Annotated in this window: 18 protein-coding genes; 8 read left to right on the forward strand and 10 right to left on the reverse strand. The window is 55.3% G+C overall.

Translation table 11 applies throughout. The annotated features are described in order from the left end of the window. Nucleotides 1-11 precede the first annotated feature (11 nt). Nucleotides 12-227, reverse strand: coding sequence for a twin-arginine translocase TatA/TatE family subunit (locus tag KO486_RS11230; RefSeq protein ID WP_216037313.1), 216 nt, complete (start codon nucleotides 225-227; stop codon nucleotides 12-14). A gap of 191 nt (nucleotides 228-418) precedes the next feature. Between KO486_RS11230 and KO486_RS11235 the strand changes: the two genes are divergently transcribed. Then, complete coding sequence (locus tag KO486_RS11235) at nucleotides 419-1,105, forward strand: HTH domain-containing protein (RefSeq protein WP_216037314.1); 687 nt, start codon at nucleotides 419-421, stop codon at nucleotides 1,103-1,105. Here KO486_RS11235 and KO486_RS11240 read toward each other — a convergent pair. Both KO486_RS11240 and KO486_RS11245 read right to left on the reverse strand, forming a co-directional pair. Next, complete coding sequence (locus tag KO486_RS11240) at nucleotides 1,055-2,131, reverse strand: ABC transporter ATP-binding protein (protein WP_303435528.1); 1,077 nt, start codon at nucleotides 2,129-2,131, stop codon at nucleotides 1,055-1,057. The genes KO486_RS11235 and KO486_RS11240 overlap by 51 nt on opposite strands. A gap of 93 nt (nucleotides 2,132-2,224) precedes the next feature. Beyond that, nucleotides 2,225-3,004 carry an SDR family oxidoreductase gene (locus tag KO486_RS11245; RefSeq protein ID WP_216037315.1) on the reverse strand — a complete coding sequence of 260 codons (780 nt, stop codon included), beginning with the start codon at nucleotides 3,002-3,004 and terminating at the stop codon, nucleotides 2,225-2,227. Nucleotides 3,005-3,166: 162 nt separating this feature from the next. On the opposite strand from KO486_RS11245, the gene KO486_RS11250 reads away from it, so the two are divergent. The 7 genes from KO486_RS11250 to KO486_RS11280 all read left to right on the forward strand — a co-directional run bounded on the left by KO486_RS11250 (nucleotide 3,167) and on the right by KO486_RS11280 (nucleotide 9,638). After that, nucleotides 3,167-4,162: a Hint domain-containing protein gene (locus KO486_RS11250; protein WP_216037316.1), complete on the forward strand. Its 996-nt coding sequence runs from the start codon at nucleotides 3,167-3,169 to the stop codon at nucleotides 4,160-4,162. A gap of 99 nt (nucleotides 4,163-4,261) precedes the next feature. Continuing rightward, nucleotides 4,262-4,849 (forward strand): hypothetical protein, encoded by a 588-nt coding sequence (locus KO486_RS11255; protein ID WP_216037317.1) that lies wholly within the window; start codon nucleotides 4,262-4,264, stop codon nucleotides 4,847-4,849. 56 nt (nucleotides 4,850-4,905) lie between these two features. Further along, nucleotides 4,906-6,516, forward strand: coding sequence for a peptide chain release factor 3 (locus KO486_RS11260; RefSeq protein WP_216037318.1), 1,611 nt, complete (start codon nucleotides 4,906-4,908; stop codon nucleotides 6,514-6,516). A gap of 93 nt (nucleotides 6,517-6,609) precedes the next feature. After that, nucleotides 6,610-7,053: a hypothetical protein gene (locus tag KO486_RS11265; RefSeq protein ID WP_216037319.1), complete on the forward strand. Its 444-nt coding sequence runs from the start codon at nucleotides 6,610-6,612 to the stop codon at nucleotides 7,051-7,053. Further along, on the forward strand, nucleotides 7,053-7,664 hold the full coding sequence (locus tag KO486_RS11270; RefSeq protein ID WP_216037320.1) for a hypothetical protein: 612 nt from the start codon (nucleotides 7,053-7,055) through the stop codon (nucleotides 7,662-7,664). The genes KO486_RS11265 and KO486_RS11270 overlap by 1 nt, the downstream gene beginning before the upstream one ends. 110 nt (nucleotides 7,665-7,774) lie before the next feature. Then, entirely contained in the window at nucleotides 7,775-9,304 is a 1,530-nt protein-coding gene (locus KO486_RS11275; RefSeq protein ID WP_216037321.1) for a DEAD/DEAH box helicase, read from the forward strand. 106 nt (nucleotides 9,305-9,410) lie between these two features. Continuing rightward, a complete protein-coding gene (locus KO486_RS11280) occupies nucleotides 9,411-9,638 on the forward strand; it encodes a DUF2798 domain-containing protein (RefSeq protein WP_216037322.1) in 228 nt (75 codons plus the stop codon). Nucleotides 9,639-9,652: 14 nt separating this feature from the next. Here KO486_RS11280 and KO486_RS11285 read toward each other — a convergent pair whose 3' ends face one another. Genes KO486_RS11285 through nuoK form a run of 7 tightly spaced genes read right to left on the reverse strand, consistent with a single transcriptional unit; the run spans nucleotide 9,653 to nucleotide 18,366 of the window. Then, nucleotides 9,653-11,320: a ribonuclease J gene (locus tag KO486_RS11285; protein WP_216037323.1), complete on the reverse strand. Its 1,668-nt coding sequence runs from the start codon at nucleotides 11,318-11,320 to the stop codon at nucleotides 9,653-9,655. A gap of 1 nt (nucleotide 11,321) precedes the next feature. Continuing rightward, nucleotides 11,322-12,098, reverse strand: coding sequence for a type III pantothenate kinase (locus KO486_RS11290; protein WP_216037324.1), 777 nt, complete (start codon nucleotides 12,096-12,098; stop codon nucleotides 11,322-11,324). A gap of 9 nt (nucleotides 12,099-12,107) precedes the next feature. Continuing rightward, nucleotides 12,108-12,857, reverse strand: a complete 750-nt coding sequence (locus KO486_RS11295; protein ID WP_216037325.1) for a biotin--[acetyl-CoA-carboxylase] ligase — start codon at nucleotides 12,855-12,857, stop codon at nucleotides 12,108-12,110. Further along, nucleotides 12,847-14,286, reverse strand: a complete 1,440-nt coding sequence (gene nuoN, locus KO486_RS11300) for an NADH-quinone oxidoreductase subunit NuoN (protein ID WP_216037326.1) — start codon at nucleotides 14,284-14,286, stop codon at nucleotides 12,847-12,849. The genes KO486_RS11295 and nuoN overlap by 11 nt, the downstream gene beginning before the upstream one ends. A gap of 12 nt (nucleotides 14,287-14,298) precedes the next feature. Next, nucleotides 14,299-15,843: an NADH-quinone oxidoreductase subunit M gene (locus KO486_RS11305; RefSeq protein ID WP_216037327.1), complete on the reverse strand. Its 1,545-nt coding sequence runs from the start codon at nucleotides 15,841-15,843 to the stop codon at nucleotides 14,299-14,301. Continuing rightward, nucleotides 15,843-18,056: an NADH-quinone oxidoreductase subunit L gene (gene nuoL / locus KO486_RS11310; protein WP_216037328.1), complete on the reverse strand. Its 2,214-nt coding sequence runs from the start codon at nucleotides 18,054-18,056 to the stop codon at nucleotides 15,843-15,845. The genes KO486_RS11305 and nuoL overlap by 1 nt, the downstream gene beginning before the upstream one ends. A gap of 4 nt (nucleotides 18,057-18,060) precedes the next feature. Then, nucleotides 18,061-18,366 carry an NADH-quinone oxidoreductase subunit NuoK gene (gene nuoK / locus KO486_RS11315; RefSeq protein ID WP_216037329.1) on the reverse strand — a complete coding sequence of 102 codons (306 nt, stop codon included), beginning with the start codon at nucleotides 18,364-18,366 and terminating at the stop codon, nucleotides 18,061-18,063. Between the last annotated feature and the right edge of the window lie 2 nt (nucleotides 18,367-18,368).

Consider the following 18,368-nt stretch of genomic DNA (forward strand, 5'->3'; position numbering starts at 1 on the left):
AGAGCAGGTTATTAAACCTTGGTCTCGTCTTCAGACGGCGTGACGTCTTTGGCTTCATCAGCCATTGCGTCTTCGATTTCGGTCTTGCTGTCATCAACGCCCTTTTTGAACGCAGTGATGCCTTTGCCGACCTCACCCATCAGGGACGAAATTTTGCCGCGGCCAAACAGGACCAGCACCACGACGGCGATCAGAAGAAGGCCAGGAAGGCCGATATTGTTGAGCATGTGTTCTCTCCACGAGGGGCGGGCATTTGGCCCGCGTTGGCATTGCAGGAAACAGACTTAGGGGGGCTTGGGCGGATATGAAAGGGGGAAACTGCAAAAATACCCCCATATTTGTAAGGGTTTTAGCTTTCTTGTGTCACTAAATTGACAACTGACAGTTTTTTGACAAAACTAACCACCAGAGAGGGCTCATGAGACGCGCTGACAGACTGATGAATTTGATTCGCCACCTGCGGGATGGTGATTTGCACCGCGCCGCCGATCTGGCCCGCGCGATGGAGGTCTCTTTGCGCACGATCTATCGCGATATGGATACGCTGGCCGCGTCCGGCGTCCCGATTGAGGGGGAGCGCGGCACGGGATACCGCGTCACCGCCGCCATCACGCTGCCGCCGCTGAACCTGAGCATGGCCGAACTTGAGGCGCTGCATGTTAGTCTTGCGGCTATGGGACAGGCGCAGGACCCTGATCTAGCCGCCGCTGCGTCCAGCCTTGCAGCAAAGTTGGACGGGGTTCTACCCGAAATGAATGCGCCTAACACCTTGGCGGTTTACCCTTTTGCGGATGCCGCCCGTGGGTTCCAACATTTACCTAAAATTCGCGCCGCCATTCGGGCACGTCAGAAACTATCGCTTAGTATTGCGGGCCGCGATCGCACGGTCCGCCCTCTTCAGCTGGATTATTGGGGACGGCTTTGGACCTGCGTTGTCTGGTGCGATACAACACGAAAATTCGATGACCTGCGTATTGACCAGATTACGGGGATGCGTGTGCTGCCATCCCTGTTTGTCGAAGAAGACGGCAAGCGGTTGATCGATTATGAACGTTTAGCTGCGCGGGAAGATGAAGCATTTGTCGCGCCGGATCATCAGCCATAACACCGTGCCGACTTTGGGCAGGAAGACGGACGGAACAATGGCTTTCATCAAAGACCGATCATCCAGCACAAATTCAACCAGACTTTCATTACCCATAAAACGCGCGCGTTTCACAACACCGCGTGCGGGTGTGCCATCCGCAATCGTCGGATTGGGGCCTTTGCCGGATCGGTCAAAGTCGATCTTGATATGCTGAGGCCGCACAACAATATCGACGGCAGTGCCATCCCCCACGCCCGGAACAAGGAAACGTCCGAACGCGGTATGGGCCAACGCGCCATTCACTTCGGACGGCACAACGTTGATATCACTAAAGAAACCAGCCGCGTCTTTATCAACGGGCGTATTATAGATGTTATAGGGCGCGCCTCTTTGGACGATCTTGCCATCCCTCATCAGCGCAATCTCGTCGGCCATGCGCATTGCTTCGCCCGGTTCATGGGTGACCAGTAAAACAGCCGCACCCTCAGATTTCAGAACGTCCAAAGTCTCATCACGGATTTCATCGCGCAGGCGATCATCAAGGCCTGAAAACGGTTCATCCATCAACATGATCCGTGGACGTGGTGCCAAGGCCCGCGCAAGCGCGACCCGCTGCTGTTCACCACCAGAAAGCTCATGCGGGTAGTTATCGATATGGGCAGACATCCCGACCCGTTCGAGCAATTCTTCGACACGTGCGCGGTTGCTGCGCGTGCTGCCTGACAGCCCGTAGGCCACGTTGCCCGCAACGCTTAGGTGCGGAAATAAAGCAAAGTCCTGAAACATCAGCCCAATGCCGCGCCCCTCTGGCGGGACGCGAAAGACCGTGTCGCAGAGCAATTCACCGTCCGACAATATCGAACCAGAATCCTGCATCTCGATACCGGCAATCATCCGCAACGTCGTTGATTTACCGCAACCGGACGGGCCAAGCAGGCAGGTCACCTGCCCCGCCATCACCGACAGCGAGACATCGTCCACGACCTTACGGCCCGCAAAAGAGCGGCATAACGACTTGATTTCTAAGCGAGGAGCGTCTGTCACGTGGATACGGCCTTAATCCTTACCGAAAATATCGGATAATTAAGGCAGATAGCAATGCAGACGCCCCAGAGCAAGAGATGACCCGCCACCACGCTAGATCGTTGCGTTCACCGCCCCGCCATCCAACAACAGGTTCTGTCCGACGATAAAGCCGGCCTTATCAGAACACAGGAACGCACAGGCCGCGCCGAATTCTTCTCGGGTGCCATAACGCCCTGCAGGAATCGTTGCTTCGCGGTTTGTCTTGGCTTGTTCCATGGAAATGCCTTGTGCGTCGCTGACGCCTTTGTCCAAGGACTGCGCACGATCCGTGGCATGAATACCCGGTAACAAGTTGTTTATCGTGACACCAGATCCAGCAATCTGACGCGATGTTCCTGCAACAAAGCCCGTCAATCCTGTGCGGGCGGTGTTGGACAGCCCAAGCACAGGAATTGGTGCCTTAACCGATCCAGATGTGATGTTGACCACACGGCCCCAGCCGCGATCCATCATCGTTGGCACCAGTGCTTGGATAAGAGCAATGGGCGTCAGCATGTTTGCGTCGAGTGCGGCGATGAAATCATCCCGACCCCAGTCAGCCCAAGACCCCGGAGGTGGACCACCCGCGTTTGTCACCAAGATATCAACGCCTTGCGCGGCCTTAATGACAGCGACTTGGCCATCTTGGGTCGTGACATCGGCTGCGACAGTAACCACATCGACACCGTGTTCATCGCGGATCGCTTGCGCAGTAGTTTCCAACGCATCCGCGCCGCGTGCATTCAGGACCAAATCGACCCCTTCAGCCGCCAAAGCCTCGGCGCAACCGCGGCCCAATCCTTTTGACGACGCACAAACCAACGCCCGTTTACCCTTAATTCCCATATCCATGTCACTACCTCCGTTATCGTTTCATGCTCTTGGCCTACAAAGTCACATAGGTTACCTAGGCGTCAATTGCCTCTGACCCGACGGAACTTTGTCGTCGTTTGGCCCAATTTCTAAGTTAGGTCTAACGCAGTTGACCACCCCTGTTGAATTGAGTTTCCATCTATGTCCAAGTCGAACCAGAACACCATAGCTGTCTACCCGTCTGACGCTTTTGTGGTTACGGACGGTGTGGCCGAAGGCGACGTGATGTCGTTCATGGACGAACTTGTTCTCGATGACGTTTATCAGTTGGTAGAAGGGTCGCAGCGCAAAGCGTTGATCTATGAAAAAGGCGACGGGTCCGCGTTCATCATTGCCCCCGAGACGGAAGTCGGAACGCCGGGGAACCCGCTTTATCTGGATTGTACGATCACGCTCATGGCGCGTGACAGCACCACCTATGAAGCTTTGGTTTTGGTCGAAGTCGAAGGGGACGAGGCCGCCGAGGTGTATTTGATGCCACTGGCGACCTTCGAACCTGAAAGCAATTATCGCCTTGTTGGGGCTGACCGCGATTCAGCAGCCGCGAAATTTGGGGATGTCGCCTGCGTGCGATTTGCCCGTGGCACCCACATCACATTGGCGTCCGGCGCCCAGGTTCCGATCGAAGAGCTGAAAATCGGTGACCGCGTTCTGACGCGCGACGCCGGACCGCAAGCAATTCGCTGGATCGGCGAAACAACGCTTCGGGCCGTCGGTGATTTTGCCCCTGTCGTTATATCTGCAGGCGCGCTGTTTAACTCCCGCGATCTGATCCTGTCACCCGACCACCGCTTGTTCATTTACCAACGCGAAGACCGCCTTGGCGCGGGCCGCTCCGAAGTTTTGGTCAAAGTCAGACACCTGATCAATGGGGATAGCGTGTATCAGCTCGACGGCGGTTTCGTGGATTACTTCCAGATTTTGTTTGATGATCACCAAATCATCTACGCAGAAGGGATCGCTGCCGAAACGCTATTGGTAGATTCCAGAACCCGCAAGGCCCTCCCCGAAGACGTCGCCGACGGCGAATTCATCCCCGATCACGCGGCAGCACCCCATCACGACTTTGAGGTCACCGAAAGCCTTGCCAACAGGCCAGATATCGTCTCGTTGCTGAAACGCGCCTCGTCAAGTTGATCCTGCCAAACGGGTGATTGTCCTCACTTAAGAAACAATTGTTTTAGTTCAAATTGTAAGTTCAATCGCACGTTAACCTCGTTTGACTAGCGATGCGACATGGATATTTATCGCACCCCCCCCGCCCTCATCCTTGTTGCCGCTTGTGGTTCCTTGTCCGCCTGTGGTGGCATTCAAGACGCGCTTGATTTTGCCGATGAACGCAGCACCTACGAAGCAAGCCTGAGCAGCCTTCAGTCCCGCTCCAACACCGCCTATGCTGCGGTTCCTGATACAGGCGCGTCGACCTATCGCGGCGAAGCGTCAATGGGCGTGGGCGACACCAGTGTCGGCGTCGCCTTGGTTGGGGATGCAGAAATCACAGTGGATTTTGAAAACGCTGAGGTCACAGGGCGGATCGGCGGGTTTACCGGAGTTGATCGCGAAGAAGACTTCAGTGACTTCAATGGCTCCTTGGTGTTTTCCAATGGTGCACTCGGCTCGGAAAACCCAAATGACGTTGATGCCGCGCTAACGGGAACGTTGACAGGCGGCGGTTATGTCATCGGTGTCGATGCACTCTGGGAAGGTCACTTAATCGGTACGCCAATCGTTGGCGTATTGGGGGATACGACCACATCCCAAAGCACATTCACCCTAAATGGTGAGGAGGTGCCGGGTGGAATCGTGGTCGCCACCACGAACTAGCCCCGAATACGTCGTCGCGATTGCCCTTGTGCGGCCACACCGCTATAGCGCGGGGCATGACAGATCGTGCCCCCCTTCCCGCTGAAATTGCCCGCCGCCGCACCTTTGCGATCATTTCGCACCCAGATGCCGGTAAGACGACCCTGACGGAAAAGTTCCTGTTGTTTGGTGGGGCTATTCAGATGGCCGGCCAAGTGCGCGCCAAAGGTGAGGCGCGCCGCACGCGGTCCGACTTTATGCAGATGGAAAAGGATCGCGGGATTTCGGTCTCGGCCTCCGCGATGTCGTTTGATTTCGCCAGTGCCAAAGGGTCGCTGCGTTACAACCTTGTCGACACGCCGGGCCACTCGGACTTTTCCGAGGACACCTACAGAACACTGACCGCCGTTGATGCCGCCGTGATGGTGATTGATGGCGCCAAGGGTGTTGAATCCCAAACGCAAAAGCTATTCGAAGTCTGCCGCCTGCGTGACCTACCGATCCTGACGTTCTGTAACAAGATGGACCGCGAAAGCCGCGATACGTTTGAGATTATTGACGAAATCCAAGAAAACCTTGCGATTGACGTGACACCTGCGTCTTGGCCTATTGGCGTTGGTCGTGATTTTATCGGCTGCTATGACATCCTGCGCGATCGTCTGGACATTATGGACCGCGCCGACCGTAACACCGTTGCCGAAAGCATCGAAATCAACGGGCTAGACGACCCAAAGTGGGAAGAACATGTTCCTGCGGCGCTGCTGGAACAGTTCCGCGAAGAGATCGAGATGGCCAAGGAATTGCTGCCCACACTCGACCCCGAAGCCGTCCTTGAAGGCACCATGACACCCATCTGGTTTGGCTCCGCGATCAACTCGTTCGGGGTGCGTGAATTAATGGAAGGGATCGGCGCATTCGGCCCCGAGCCACAGCCGCAATCCGCCCAACCGCGCGTCATTCACCCTGACGAAACCAAAGTGACGGGTTTCGTTTTCAAGGTGCAGGCCAATATGGATCCAAAACACCGCGACCGCGTGGCGTTCGTGCGCATGGCGTCGGGCCATTTCAAACGCGGCATGAAGCTGACCCATGTGCGCACCAAAAAGCCTATGGCGATCTCAAACCCTGTGTTGTTCCTCGCGTCTGATCGCGAATTGGCAGAAGAAGCATGGGCTGGCGATATCATCGGCATCCCCAACCACGGTCAATTGCGCATCGGCGACACGCTGACCGAAGGCGAAGCGTTGCAAGTCAAAGGCATCCCGTCCTTTGCACCGGAATTGCTGCAAGGCGTGCGCGCGGGTGATCCTCTCAAGGCAAAGCACCTGGAAAAGGCACTGACGCAGTTCGCCGAAGAAGGCGCGGCCAAAATCTTTAAGCCGAGCTTTGGCTCCGGCTTTATTGTTGGCGTCGTTGGCCCGCTGCAATTCGAAGTCCTCGCGAGCCGTATTGAGATGGAATACGGGTTGCCTGTGCGGTTTGAGCAATCCCAGTTCACGTCCGCACGTTGGGTTTCGGGTGACAAAGACGCGGTGGATAAGTTCGTCGCAGCCAACAAGCAGCACATCGGCACCGACAGCGACGGCGACACCGTTTACCTGACCCGCTTGCAGTGGGATATCGACCGCGTCGCCCGCGATTACCCAGATGTTTCTCTCACCTCGACCAAGGAAATGATGGCTGGTTGAGTCTGATCCGCAACAAGTTGCCGATCGTTTGATTGGACACTGGCAGACGTGGGAATGAGCGGTTAGCTTATCGGCAGACCAAGGAGCCCGAACATGACCACTCGCACTGTTTCATTGATCGCACTAAGCGCGCCATTCGCTCTCGCAACGGGGGCAACCGCAGAACAAACAAGCGACGCTTGGGATTTGCTGGCCGCGATTGAAGTCGATGAGGTCATCACAGGCACAAGCTATGAAGTGCGCAAAGTGTTCCCAACAGCCGTTGAAAACGGCATCGAACAATTTGATATCACTGGCTATTTGGTTCCCTTGGCCGAGGGTGCCGAAATCACGGACTTTATTCTGATTTCAGACATCGGGTTTTGCCCGTTCTGTGGGTCACCCGAACACGGCACATCATTGCAGGTCTCTATGGCCGACCCGATCGGCTATGAAGATGGCACACGGGTCACTTTGCGCGGCGCACTCGAAGCCGTGACGGACCCAGAAACCTTCCAGACAACGATCATGCGCGACGCGAGTTTGATCGACGGCTAATGCCCCTACACAATCGCGTTCAACCGGATGGACAGATCACGGACCACGCGTCACGGGGATTGTTCACAGGCAATCGCGGAATATTACACACCTCTGACAAGGTCATGGGCGATGCACTGTGGAAACACCGTGCTTGGATTTGTTGCACGCTTGATTGGCAAGGCCGCCGCCGTGACGTTATGACGGGCCGCAACTGGACCGAGTTGTTCTTTCTGGACGAAGCGGTCGCACTGGCTGCGGGGCATCGCCCATGCGCCTACTGCCGCCGGAAAAGCTACAACGCGTTTAAAGATGCATGGGGTGGCACACCAAGTGCGCCACACATGGACGACGATTTGCACCGCGCACGCGCAGTCCATGGCGCGCGCCGCCTTCAAACCCATACGGCCGATGCAGATAGCCTGCCTGCTGGAACATTTATCAAAACTGACCGCGTCCTCCTGTTAACCGGTGACGCCGCCCTACCCTACATGACAGATGGATATGGCGCCCCCCAACCGCGTCCGTCTGGAATGGTCACACTGCTTACGGCGCCGCCAATGGTGGATGTTTTGCGCAACGGATATGTGCCAGTTCTCCACCCCTCTGCGCAAAGCCCTTTGTTTACTTGACCTTAAACAACTTCGGGCGTATCCCAACCGCACCCAAAGGGTGGCAATACGGCCAACCCAGCCGCGTGACGATTGCGGCATCTAGCTGCAAACTCCGCGAAAGGAAGAAATTGACCAAATTCAGTGACTTAAATCTCGACAAGAAGGTCCTCAAGGCCGTCGAAGAAACCGGCTACGAAACGCCGACCCCTATTCAAGCCGGAGCGATTCCCCCTGCCCTCGAAGGCAAGGACGTTCTTGGCATCGCCCAAACAGGTACAGGTAAAACCGCCAGCTTCACGCTGCCGATGATCTCCATGCTCAAGCGCGGCCGCGCACGGGCGCGTATGCCGCGTTCCTTGGTGCTGGCCCCGACCCGCGAGCTGGCCGCACAGGTTGCCGAAAACTTCGACGCCTATGCCAAACACACGAAACTGACGAAGGCCCTGTTGATTGGTGGCGTATCGTTCAAAGAACAAGACGCCCTGATCGATCGCGGTGTAGACGTTTTGATCGCAACTCCTGGCCGTCTTCTCGACCATTTCGAACGCGGTAAACTGATCCTGTCTGACGTTAAGATCATGGTGGTCGATGAGGCCGATCGTATGCTCGACATGGGGTTCATCCCTGATATCGAACGCATCTTCGGGCTGACGCCATTCACCCGCCAGACGCTGTTCTTCTCGGCGACGATGGCGCCAGAGATTGAGCGGATTACAAACACGTTCTTGTCCAACCCGGTCAAGATCGAAGTCGCCCGCGCGGCAACGACGTCTGAAAACATCACACAAGGTGTGGTGATGGCGAAGTCCACCAAATCGGCCGCTGATAAACAGCGCCTTTTGCGTGATCTGATCGAGTCCGAAGGCGAGGAGTGCCGCAACGGTATCATCTTCTGTAACCGCAAGATCGATGTCGATGCCGTCGCTAAGTACTTGAAGAAAAATGGCTATAACGCCTCCCCTATTCACGGCGATCTGGATCAATCACACCGCATGCGCACGCTGGATGGGTTCCGCGATGGATCTTTGCGATTCCTCGTAGCGTCTGACGTTGCGGCCCGCGGTTTGGACATTCCAAACGTATCGCACGTCTTTAACTATGACGTTCCAAGCCATGCCGAAGACTATGTGCACCGTATTGGACGTACTGGTCGCGCTGGCAAAAAAGGCACCGCGATCATGATCTGCGTGGCCCGCGACGAAAAGAACTTCGACGACATCGAACGCCTCGTTGAGATGGAAATCCCTCGCATTGACCTCAAAGGTGCTGCAAAGGCGGAGACCGCTAAAAAGGCGGAGGCGCCCAAGGACGCTCCTGCTGCTGCAACCGAAGAGGCTAAGTCAGAAGACAAGCCAAAGCGCACCCGTTCACGTGGTGGACGCGGACGCAAACCTGCCGCCGACAAGGTCGAAACGTCCGAAGTGGTGAAGGAAGACGCGCCCAAAGCTGACGCTTCAACTGTCGAAGCACCCAAGGATGTCGCACATGCCGAGGCCCCAAAGCCTGAGCAAGAACAGCCAAAGTCTGACAAACCAAAACGCACCCGTGGCGGCCGAGGACGTAGCCGCAACAATCAAGACCACGGTCCTGCGATCGTCGGCATGGGCGACGATGCCCCTGATTTCATTATGAAAAGCTTTGACGAGCGCCAGGGGTAACTAAGCCAAAAATTGTGGTTTTTGTCGCACCTTTACGGGTGCGCCCCCTATACACTTTCCTACGCAATCGCTTCATACCGAAACCGATCAGTTTAGGAGTTTGCACATGATACCCGCAAGATTTGCACCGATCCTCTTTGGATTCATTTTGTCTGGATTGATGTCCGGCATCATTTCCGCGATCGCGACTTGGCGCGTTTTGGACACCGATATGACGTTCTTCGGTAACTGGATCGGCTCATGGGGGACCAGTTGGCTTGTTGCGTTTCCAACGGTCTTGGTCGTCGCCCCTATCGCGCGACGCCTGGTCGGTAAGTTGACGCGCCCCGCTTAGGGCGCGCCACTGATTTAGCCAAGCCGTGAAATAATCACAGAAACTTCGGGCTTTTTGCCGATTTCAGCCTGAGACGTCTTGCGCGCGAGTGTGCGGAGTTCTTTCTCGAGCTTCGTGTCATCGGCGATTGTCTGAGGTTTGGCGCGGCCCATGAACTGGCTGAGGTCTTCCTCCAGCACATCAACCAATGGCGCGTTGTTGCGGCCCGTTTCTGGCAGCCCCATCACTTCGCACCACGGATCGCCCAACGGATCACCATCCTCATCAATGATAAGCGTCACAATCACATGGCCGTTCAGGGCCATGCGGATACGGTCCCGCACCACTCCGTCAAACTGGCCTACTTTCACAGTGCCGTCCAAATAGGTGCGGCCCGTTTCGATGTATTCCGCGACCTTCGGCTGGTTGCCAGACAGATCAATCATCATGCCATTCACCGCAAGAACGCTTTGAACACCGGCTTCTTCCGCAATCTTCGCGTGTTCACGGAGGTGGCGGTGTTCGCCGTGCATCGGGATAACCGTCTGTGGTTTAACCAGATCACGCATGACGTCCAAATCAGGACGGTTGGCGTGCCCAGACACGTGGTAAAGGCCACTTCGGTCGTCCACGACATCCACACCGAGCTCACTGAATTGGTTGATGATGTAGATCACTCCCTTTTCATTGCCGGGAATAGTCTTGGATGAGAACAAGAACGTATCGCCCTCTTTCATCGTGATGCCCATATACTTGCCCCGCGCCAATTGCGCAGATGCGGCACGGCGTTCGCCCTGTGACCCCGTTACCAGCAGCAGTACGTTTTCGCGTGGCATGCTGGAGACGTCTTCGGCGCTGATGACAGGTGGGAAGTCTTCCAAGATGCCCACGTCTGTCGCGGCTTCGACCATGCGGCGCATGGAGCGGCCCAACAGGCAGACAGACCGCCCTGCCCGCTGTGCGGCCAGCGCAATCGTGCGCACGCGGCTGACGTTGGATGCAAAGGTCGTTGCTGCGACCATGCCCTTGGCATCTTTGAGGAAGTTTTCGATCTCTGGGCCGACCGTGGATTCGCTACGGCCTTCTTCTGTGGAGAACACGTTGGTCGAATCGATGACCATCGCCTTCACCCCGTCCTTGCCAAGCGAGGCCCAGAGGTCGTGATCAAACGGTTCACCAATGCCCGGTTCGACATCAATCTTGAAATCACCCGTGTGGATGATGCGCCCGCCCTTGGTATCAATCACCAAGCCGCTGCTTTCTGGGATCGAGTGGCTGATCGGCACGAAGCCAACTTCGAACGGGCCCTTCTTTACGGTCTCAGGCCATTTGCCGACCGTGGTGACCGATTTTTCGGAATAGCCATGCTCGGTCATTTTGCGCCGCGCGATGTTGGCCGTAAACGCACGGGCGTAAATTGGCGCGCCGAGACGTTCATAAAGATGGCCGACCGCGCCGACGTGGTCTTCGTGGGCGTGCGTGATAAAGATCGCTTCAATCTGGTTTTTGCGTTCTTCCAACCATGCGATATCCGCAAAGATCAGATCCACGCCAGGGGTGCTGTCCATGTCTGGAAACGCCACGCCCAAGTCGACCACGATCAGCCGCTCTGCGCCTTCTGGCCCGTAGCCATAGACGTAACAATTCATACCGATCTCGCCCGCTCCGCCGAGGGGGAGATACATCAATCTAGCTTTAGTCATTTTAGTTATTTTGGTCCTTATTGAACCTGTGGATCACGGTCAGCCCGTGCATCGTCAGGTCATCTTCAATTGTATCAAAAAGGGCGTAACCACTTGAAAACAATGGTGCGAGCCCTCCAGTTCCTACGACAGTCATGGGGCGGTCGTACTCACCCTTAATTCTCTCACTGACGCCATTGATAAGGCCGACATAGCCCCAAAAAACGCCCGATTGCATACAGTCCACGGTGTTCGTACCGATAACGGACTGTGGTTTGGTAATATCTACATGCGGCAAGGCTGCCGCCGCTTGGTGCAAGGCCTCAAGGCTGAGGTTCACACCGGGTGCGATGACGCCACCTACATAGGCTCCATCTTCTGCGACCACATCAAATGTTGTCGCGGTGCCAAAATCGACAACGATCAAATCACCGCCATGGCGATCAAACGCCCCAGCAGTATTCACCAGTCGGTCTGGACCGACGGCCGTCCCTTCGTCCACACGTGGTGGCACAGGCAGCAAGCAATCCGGTTTGGCGACCACATAGGGCCGCGTGTCAAAGTAGCGATCCGCCATGACCCGCAGGTTAAACACAACACGCGGAACGGTTGATGAGATGATCACCTCGGTCACATCCGCATCAATCTTGTGATGGGCCAAAAGCGTGCTCCACCAAACGAAATACTGATCCGCTGTGCGCTGCCACTCTGTCGCGGTTCGGAATGTGCACAGGAACTCATCCCCGTCCCAAAGGGCGAAGACAGTGTTCGTGTTGCCTGTGTCGATGCAAAGAAGCATGCAAGTTCCTTAGAAGAAGACGTCCGCCGCCGCAATCGCTCGTGGGCCTTTGGCGGTGTTCAACACCAGATAACCGTTTTCGTCGATTGTTTCAAAGCGTCCTGTCACGGCTTCGGCGGGGAGCCGCGCTGTGATCGTTTCCCCCAAGCGCGCTGCTTTCGCAAGCCACGCGGTTCGGATCGGGGCAAACCCATAAGTGGTGAGCTGTTCATCATAGTGGGCAAACGCCGTCGCAAGGTGGTGCAAAAAAACGGTCGGGGACACATCAGCACCGCTTTCGGACTTCACGTTCACTGGATAGACCGCGCCTTTTTCGACCTGATCCATTTCGGGTGACGCGATCAGGTTCACGCCGATCCCAACAGCGACACCCCACATCTGGCCATTCACTTGCAGGCTTTCAAGAAGGATCCCCGCAACCTTGCCGCTATTAAGCAAGACATCGTTTGGCCATTTCAGTGCAAGGGTCGGCCCCTCGCCCATCACGGCACGCAACGCATCATGCAATGCGAGTGCCGCAACAAAGCTGCGCAAAGACGCCGCATTTGGATCAGTGCAAGGCAGGGCCAGCGTTCCGTAAAAGTTACCGACTGGCGCAACCCACGGACGGCCACGACGACCGCGGCTGGCAGTTTGCTCTGTGGCGGTAAACCATGTGGGAGATGGGAAATGGCCCGCTTGCTCGCGGGCCACATCCAAGGTCGACGTCACTTCATCGAAATGAATGTGACCAAAGCCCGATGGTAGATCAGTTGACAAGAGCGAGTGACGCAGCTTCGGCCAAAGGTTCAATCCCGAAGAGGTTGATAACACCCAAGACCATGATCGCAGCGGAGGCCATCAAGAAGCCCCACAAAACAGGCGATTTATTCGCGTCCAATGCGTCATCCTTATCGGAGCCGAAGTACATGTAGAACACGATGCGCAGGTAGTAGAACGCTGAAATCACAGAAGCGATCACACCAGCAACGGCCAACCAAGCAAGGCCAGCGTCATAAGCCGCTTGCAACACATAGAACTTACCAAAGAAGCCCAGCATTGGCGGCACGCCTGCCATTGAGAACAACAAGACCAACATCGCCAGCGCCTTAAGCGGCTCACGTTTAGAATACATGTTAAGCGATCCGATATCTGTCACAGGACGACCGTCTTTTTCCATGCTGAGGATAAACGCGAAGGTACCGACGTTCATCGCGACATAGATGCCGAGGTAAACCAACATCGCCTGCACACCGAACGCCGTACCAGACGCGAGGCCCATCAGCGCAAAGCCCATGTGAGAGATCGACGAATAGGCCATCAAACGTTTGATGTCAGTTTGGCCAATCGCAGCAATCCCGCCAAGGAACATGGAAATCACGGCAAGGAAGGCAACGATCTGCTGCCAGTCTGCGATGGAATTGCCAAAGGCGTCGTGCATGACCCGTGCAAACAGCGCCATGGCTGCGATTTTTGGTGCTGTCGCGAAGAACGCGGTTACCGGTGTTGGGGAGCCCTCATAGACGTCTGGTGTCCACATGTGGAACGGCGCTGCGGAAACCTTGAACGCGAAACCCGCGCTTAGGAACACAAGGCCAAACAGAAGGCCCAGCGATACGCCGCCCTCTGTTGCTTCGATGATACCAGCAAAGGACGTAGTGCCAGCAAAGCCGTATGTTAGCGATGCGCCGTACAGCAGCAGACCCGACGACAAAGCGCCCAGCACGAAGTATTTCAGACCCGCTTCCGTGGATTTCACAGAGTCACGACGCAAGGATGCAACGACATAAAGCGCCAGCGATTGAAGCTCGAGGCCCATGTAAAGCGACATCAAGTCGCCTGCAGACACCATCACCATCATACCAACAACCGCCAAAGCGATCAGCAGTGGGTATTCAAAGCGCAACAGCTCGCGCTTTTGCATGTAGTCTTGGCTCATCACCAGTACCGCGGCAGCAGCCAGCAAGATGGCGACCTTGGTGAAACGGCTAAAAGCGTCGTCGACAAACATACCAGAGAAGGCCGTCGTTGTGCCCTCGCCTGTGGTGCCGATCCAGAAGGCCAATGCGACAAACAACCCAGAGGTCAGCCAGACAAGCAGCGCGGCGCTTTTATCTTTTACAGTATAAACCGCACCCAGAAGTGCCCCCATCGCGAAGAGCGACAGAATGATTTCCGGCAGGATGGTGTTCAGGTCTTGGGACAACATCAGATCGGTTCCTTAATGCGAGGCCACAGCGGCAGCAGTCGGCGTGAATGCCGCCTGCGCAGTTTCAACATGATCGACCAAAGCGGCGACCGAGGGCCCGATAATATCAGTGACAAGGCTGGGGTAGACGCCCAACAGCAAAGTCATGATCACCAGCGGCGCAAAGATTGCACGTTCGCGGGTTGTCATGTCGGTAATGGATTTCAGGCTTTCTTTGATCAGATCGCCCATAACAACGCGGCGGTAAAGCCAAAGCGCATAAGCGGCGGAGAAGATAACGCCCGTCGTCGCCACAGCAGCAACCCAAGTGTTCACTTGGAAGACCGCCATCAGCGTCAGGAATTCGCCAACAAAACCAGATGTTCCTGGAAGGCCGACGTTTGCCATCGTGAAGAACATAAAGATCAGCGCATAGGCCGGCATGCGATTCACTAGGCCACCGTAAGCGTCAATTTCACGTGTGTGCATACGGTCGTAGATCACACCAACACACAAGAACAACGCACCAGAGATAAAGCCGTGTGACAGCATCTGGAAGATCGCGCCATCAAGGCCCTGCTGGTTGAACGTAAAGATACCCATGGTCACGAAACCCATGTGGGCGACGGATGAATAGGCGATCAGCTTTTTCATGTCCTCTTGGACCAGCGCCACAAGCGAGGTGTAGACGATCGCAATTGCAGACATCCACAACACCAGTGACCCCATAACCTCGGACCCGATCGGGAACATTGGCAAAGAGAAACGCAAGAAGCCGTAGCCGCCCATTTTCAGCAGGATCGCCGCCAGAACAACGGAACCCGCAGTTGGGGCCTGAACGTGGGCGTCTGGCAACCATGTGTGCACAGGCCACATCGGCATTTTCACCGCAAAGGACGCAAAGAACGCCAGCCATAGCAACGTCTGCATGCCGCCGATGATCTGAATGCCGAGGATGCTAAACGTGTCAGTTCCGAACGGGAACTGCATCAGTGTCGGAATATCTGTCGTGCCAGCCGCTGAATACATTGCAACCATAGCAACCAACATCAGCACCGAACCAAGGAAGGTATAAAGGAAGAACTTGAACGACGCGTAGATGCGTTCTTTGCCGCCCCAGATCCCGATAATCAGGAACATCGGGATCAGACCTGCTTCGAAGAAGAGGTAGAACAGCACCAGATCCAGCGCCATGAATACACCAAGCATCAGTGTTTCAAGCAGCAAGAAGGCAATCATGTATTCTTTGACGCGTGTGTTCACTGTCCAGCAGGACGCAATCACAATCGGCATAAGGAACGTTGTGAGCATGACAAACAGGATCGAAATCCCGTCGACACCCATCTTGTAGTTCAGACCCATGATCCATGAGCGGTCTTCGACGAACTGGAAACCAGTGTCATCAGCATCAAAACCGATCAGAATGAACAGGGACACGATGAATGTCATCGCCGTCGCTGCCATCGCCAGCCACTTTGCATTGCGCTGTGCCGCCTCGTCATCACCGCGCAGGAACAAGGCCAGAATAGCAGCTGCAATAGCAGGGATGAAGGTGGTGATAGAAAGAAGGTTGCTCATTATTCGTACCCTCCGGTGATCGTGAAGTAGGTCAGGATCACCACGATCCCGATCACCATCGCAAATGCATAGGTGAAGACATAACCAGACTGCGCGCGCCCAGCGAGACGGGTCAGCATCGGGATAAGACCCATTGCAACACCGTTAATCGTGCCATCGATGACATTGCCATCGCCGCGCTTCCACAAGAATTTACCAAGCTTCATCGCGGGCTTCACGAAGATCGCATCGTAAAGCTCATCAAAGTACCACTTGTTGAGCAGGAAGTTGTAAAGCGGAGCCTGCTGTTCGGCCAGTTTGCGCGGCAGTTCAGGCTTACGAATATAGAAGATGTAGGCAGTCACGAAGCCAAGAAGCATCGCAAAGAACGGCGCGAGTTTGACCCAAACAGGAACAAGGTGCGCATCATCCAATGTGGTGTTGTCGTGAGCGACATAAATTGCGCCCTCACCCGGTTCACCATCGAATGCGTAATGCGTTTCGCCATGGTCATCCTCGGCGGCATCATAACCGTTGGCCTCATCATTGTGAGACGCATCGCCGTGGTTTTCAGCCTCTTCGTCGTGGTGCTCTTCGACGGTTGCAGCATGATCGTCATCCGCGTGCGTGTCATCCGTATGACCGTCCATCGCGTGATCGTCACCATGGCCCTGCTCCGCGTAAGCAACGCCAAAGTACTGGCCCACATATTTCGCGTTTCCGAAGAATGGCTTGTAGAAAACCATACCCGCAAAGATCGCGCCAACAGCAAGGATCGCCAGCGGAGCCAGCATAACTTTGGGGCTTTCGTGCGCGTGTTCATGAGTGTGCTTGTCGCCGCGTGGCTTGCCGTAGAACGTCAAGAACATCAAGCGCCAGCTGTAGAAGCTTGTGAATAGTGCCGCGACAACCAGCATCCAGAAGGCGTAGCCACCCATCGTGCCCGCATAGGCGCTCTCGATGATCGCATCTTTGGATACAAAACCCGCAAAACCAACTGGGAAACCAAGGTAGAGCAATGGAATGCCAACACCGGTGATCGCCAATGTGCCGATCATCATGGCCCAGAACGTATACGGCAGCTTGTCTTTCAGACCGCCATAGTTCCGCATGTCTTGTTCGTGGTGCATCCCGTGGATCACAGAACCAGCCCCAAGGAACAACATCGCCTTAAAGAAAGCGTGTGTCAGCAGGTGGAACATCGCAACCGAATAGACACCAAGGCCAGCTGCCACGAACATGTAACCCAGCTGGGAACATGTGGAATAAGCAATGACACGTTTGATGTCATTCTGCACAAGGCCAACAGTCGCGGCAAAAAAGGCAGTCGTTGCGCCAAGGAATACGATGAAACCTGTCGCGGATGGTGCAAATTCCATGATCGGCGACATGCGACAGACCAAGAACACACCAGCTGTAACCATTGTAGCGGCGTGGATCAGGGCGGACACAGGTGTCGGACCTTCCATCGCGTCAGGCAACCAAGTGTGTAGGAACAGCTGCGCCGATTTACCCATGGCACCGATGAACAACAGCAGCGCGATAACTTCGGCGGCGTTCCAATCGCGCCACAAGAAGTGCAACGTGGTTTCGGAAATTGTGTGGGCTTCGGCAAAGATCACATCAAAGTTGATGGAACCAGTCACATAGAAGATCGCAAAGATACCCAGCGCAAACCCGAAGTCACCAACTCGGTTAACAACAAAGGCTTTGATCGCTGCGGCGTTCGCAGAGGGTTTCTTATAGTAGAAACCGATCAACAGATAGGACGCAACGCCAACGCCTTCCCAACCAAAGAACATCTGAACAAGGTTGCCAGAGGTCACGAGCATCAGCATCGCGAAGGTAAAGAAGCTCAGGTAGGCAAAGAAACGCGCTTTGTAAGGCGTGTCAGGGAACTGTTCGTCATGGGCCATATAGCCGAATGAATACAGGTGAACCAAGGCCGACACGGTATTGATAACAACCAACATAATCGCAGTCAGGCGATCCATCCGAATACCCCAAGAGGTGTCCAATGTGCCGGACTGGATCCACGTCATGATCTCGACCCAGTAATAGCCGTTTTCATGGGCGGACGCATCGAACGTCAGCATGATGACCCAAGACAGGATCGCCGCGAGGAACAGCAGGCCAGTGGTTAGCCACTGTGCCGCAGCCTCGCCCATAATTTTCCAGCCAAAACCGCCAATGATGGCGCCGACCAATGGGGCAAAAAGAATAATCAGTTCCATGGTCTTAGCCTTTCATGACGTTGACGTCTTCGACATCAATCGTCCCGCGGTTGCGGAAGAAACAAACGAGGATCGCAAGGCCAATCGCGGCCTCAGCGGCGGCGACCGTCAGGACGAACAAGGTAAAGACCTGCCCGACGAGATCGCCAAGGAATGAGGAGAACGCGATGAAGTTGATGTTCACTGCGAGAAGCATCAGCTCAATGCTCATCAAAAGAATGATGACGTTCTTGCGGTTCAAGAAGAGCCCGAAGATGCCAATGACGAACAAGGCCGCCGCGACTGTAAGATAATGTTCAAGTCCGATCATGA

The sequence above is a fragment of the Octadecabacter sp. B2R22 genome (assembly GCF_018861045.1).
GTDB lineage: Bacteria > Pseudomonadota > Alphaproteobacteria > Rhodobacterales > Rhodobacteraceae > Octadecabacter.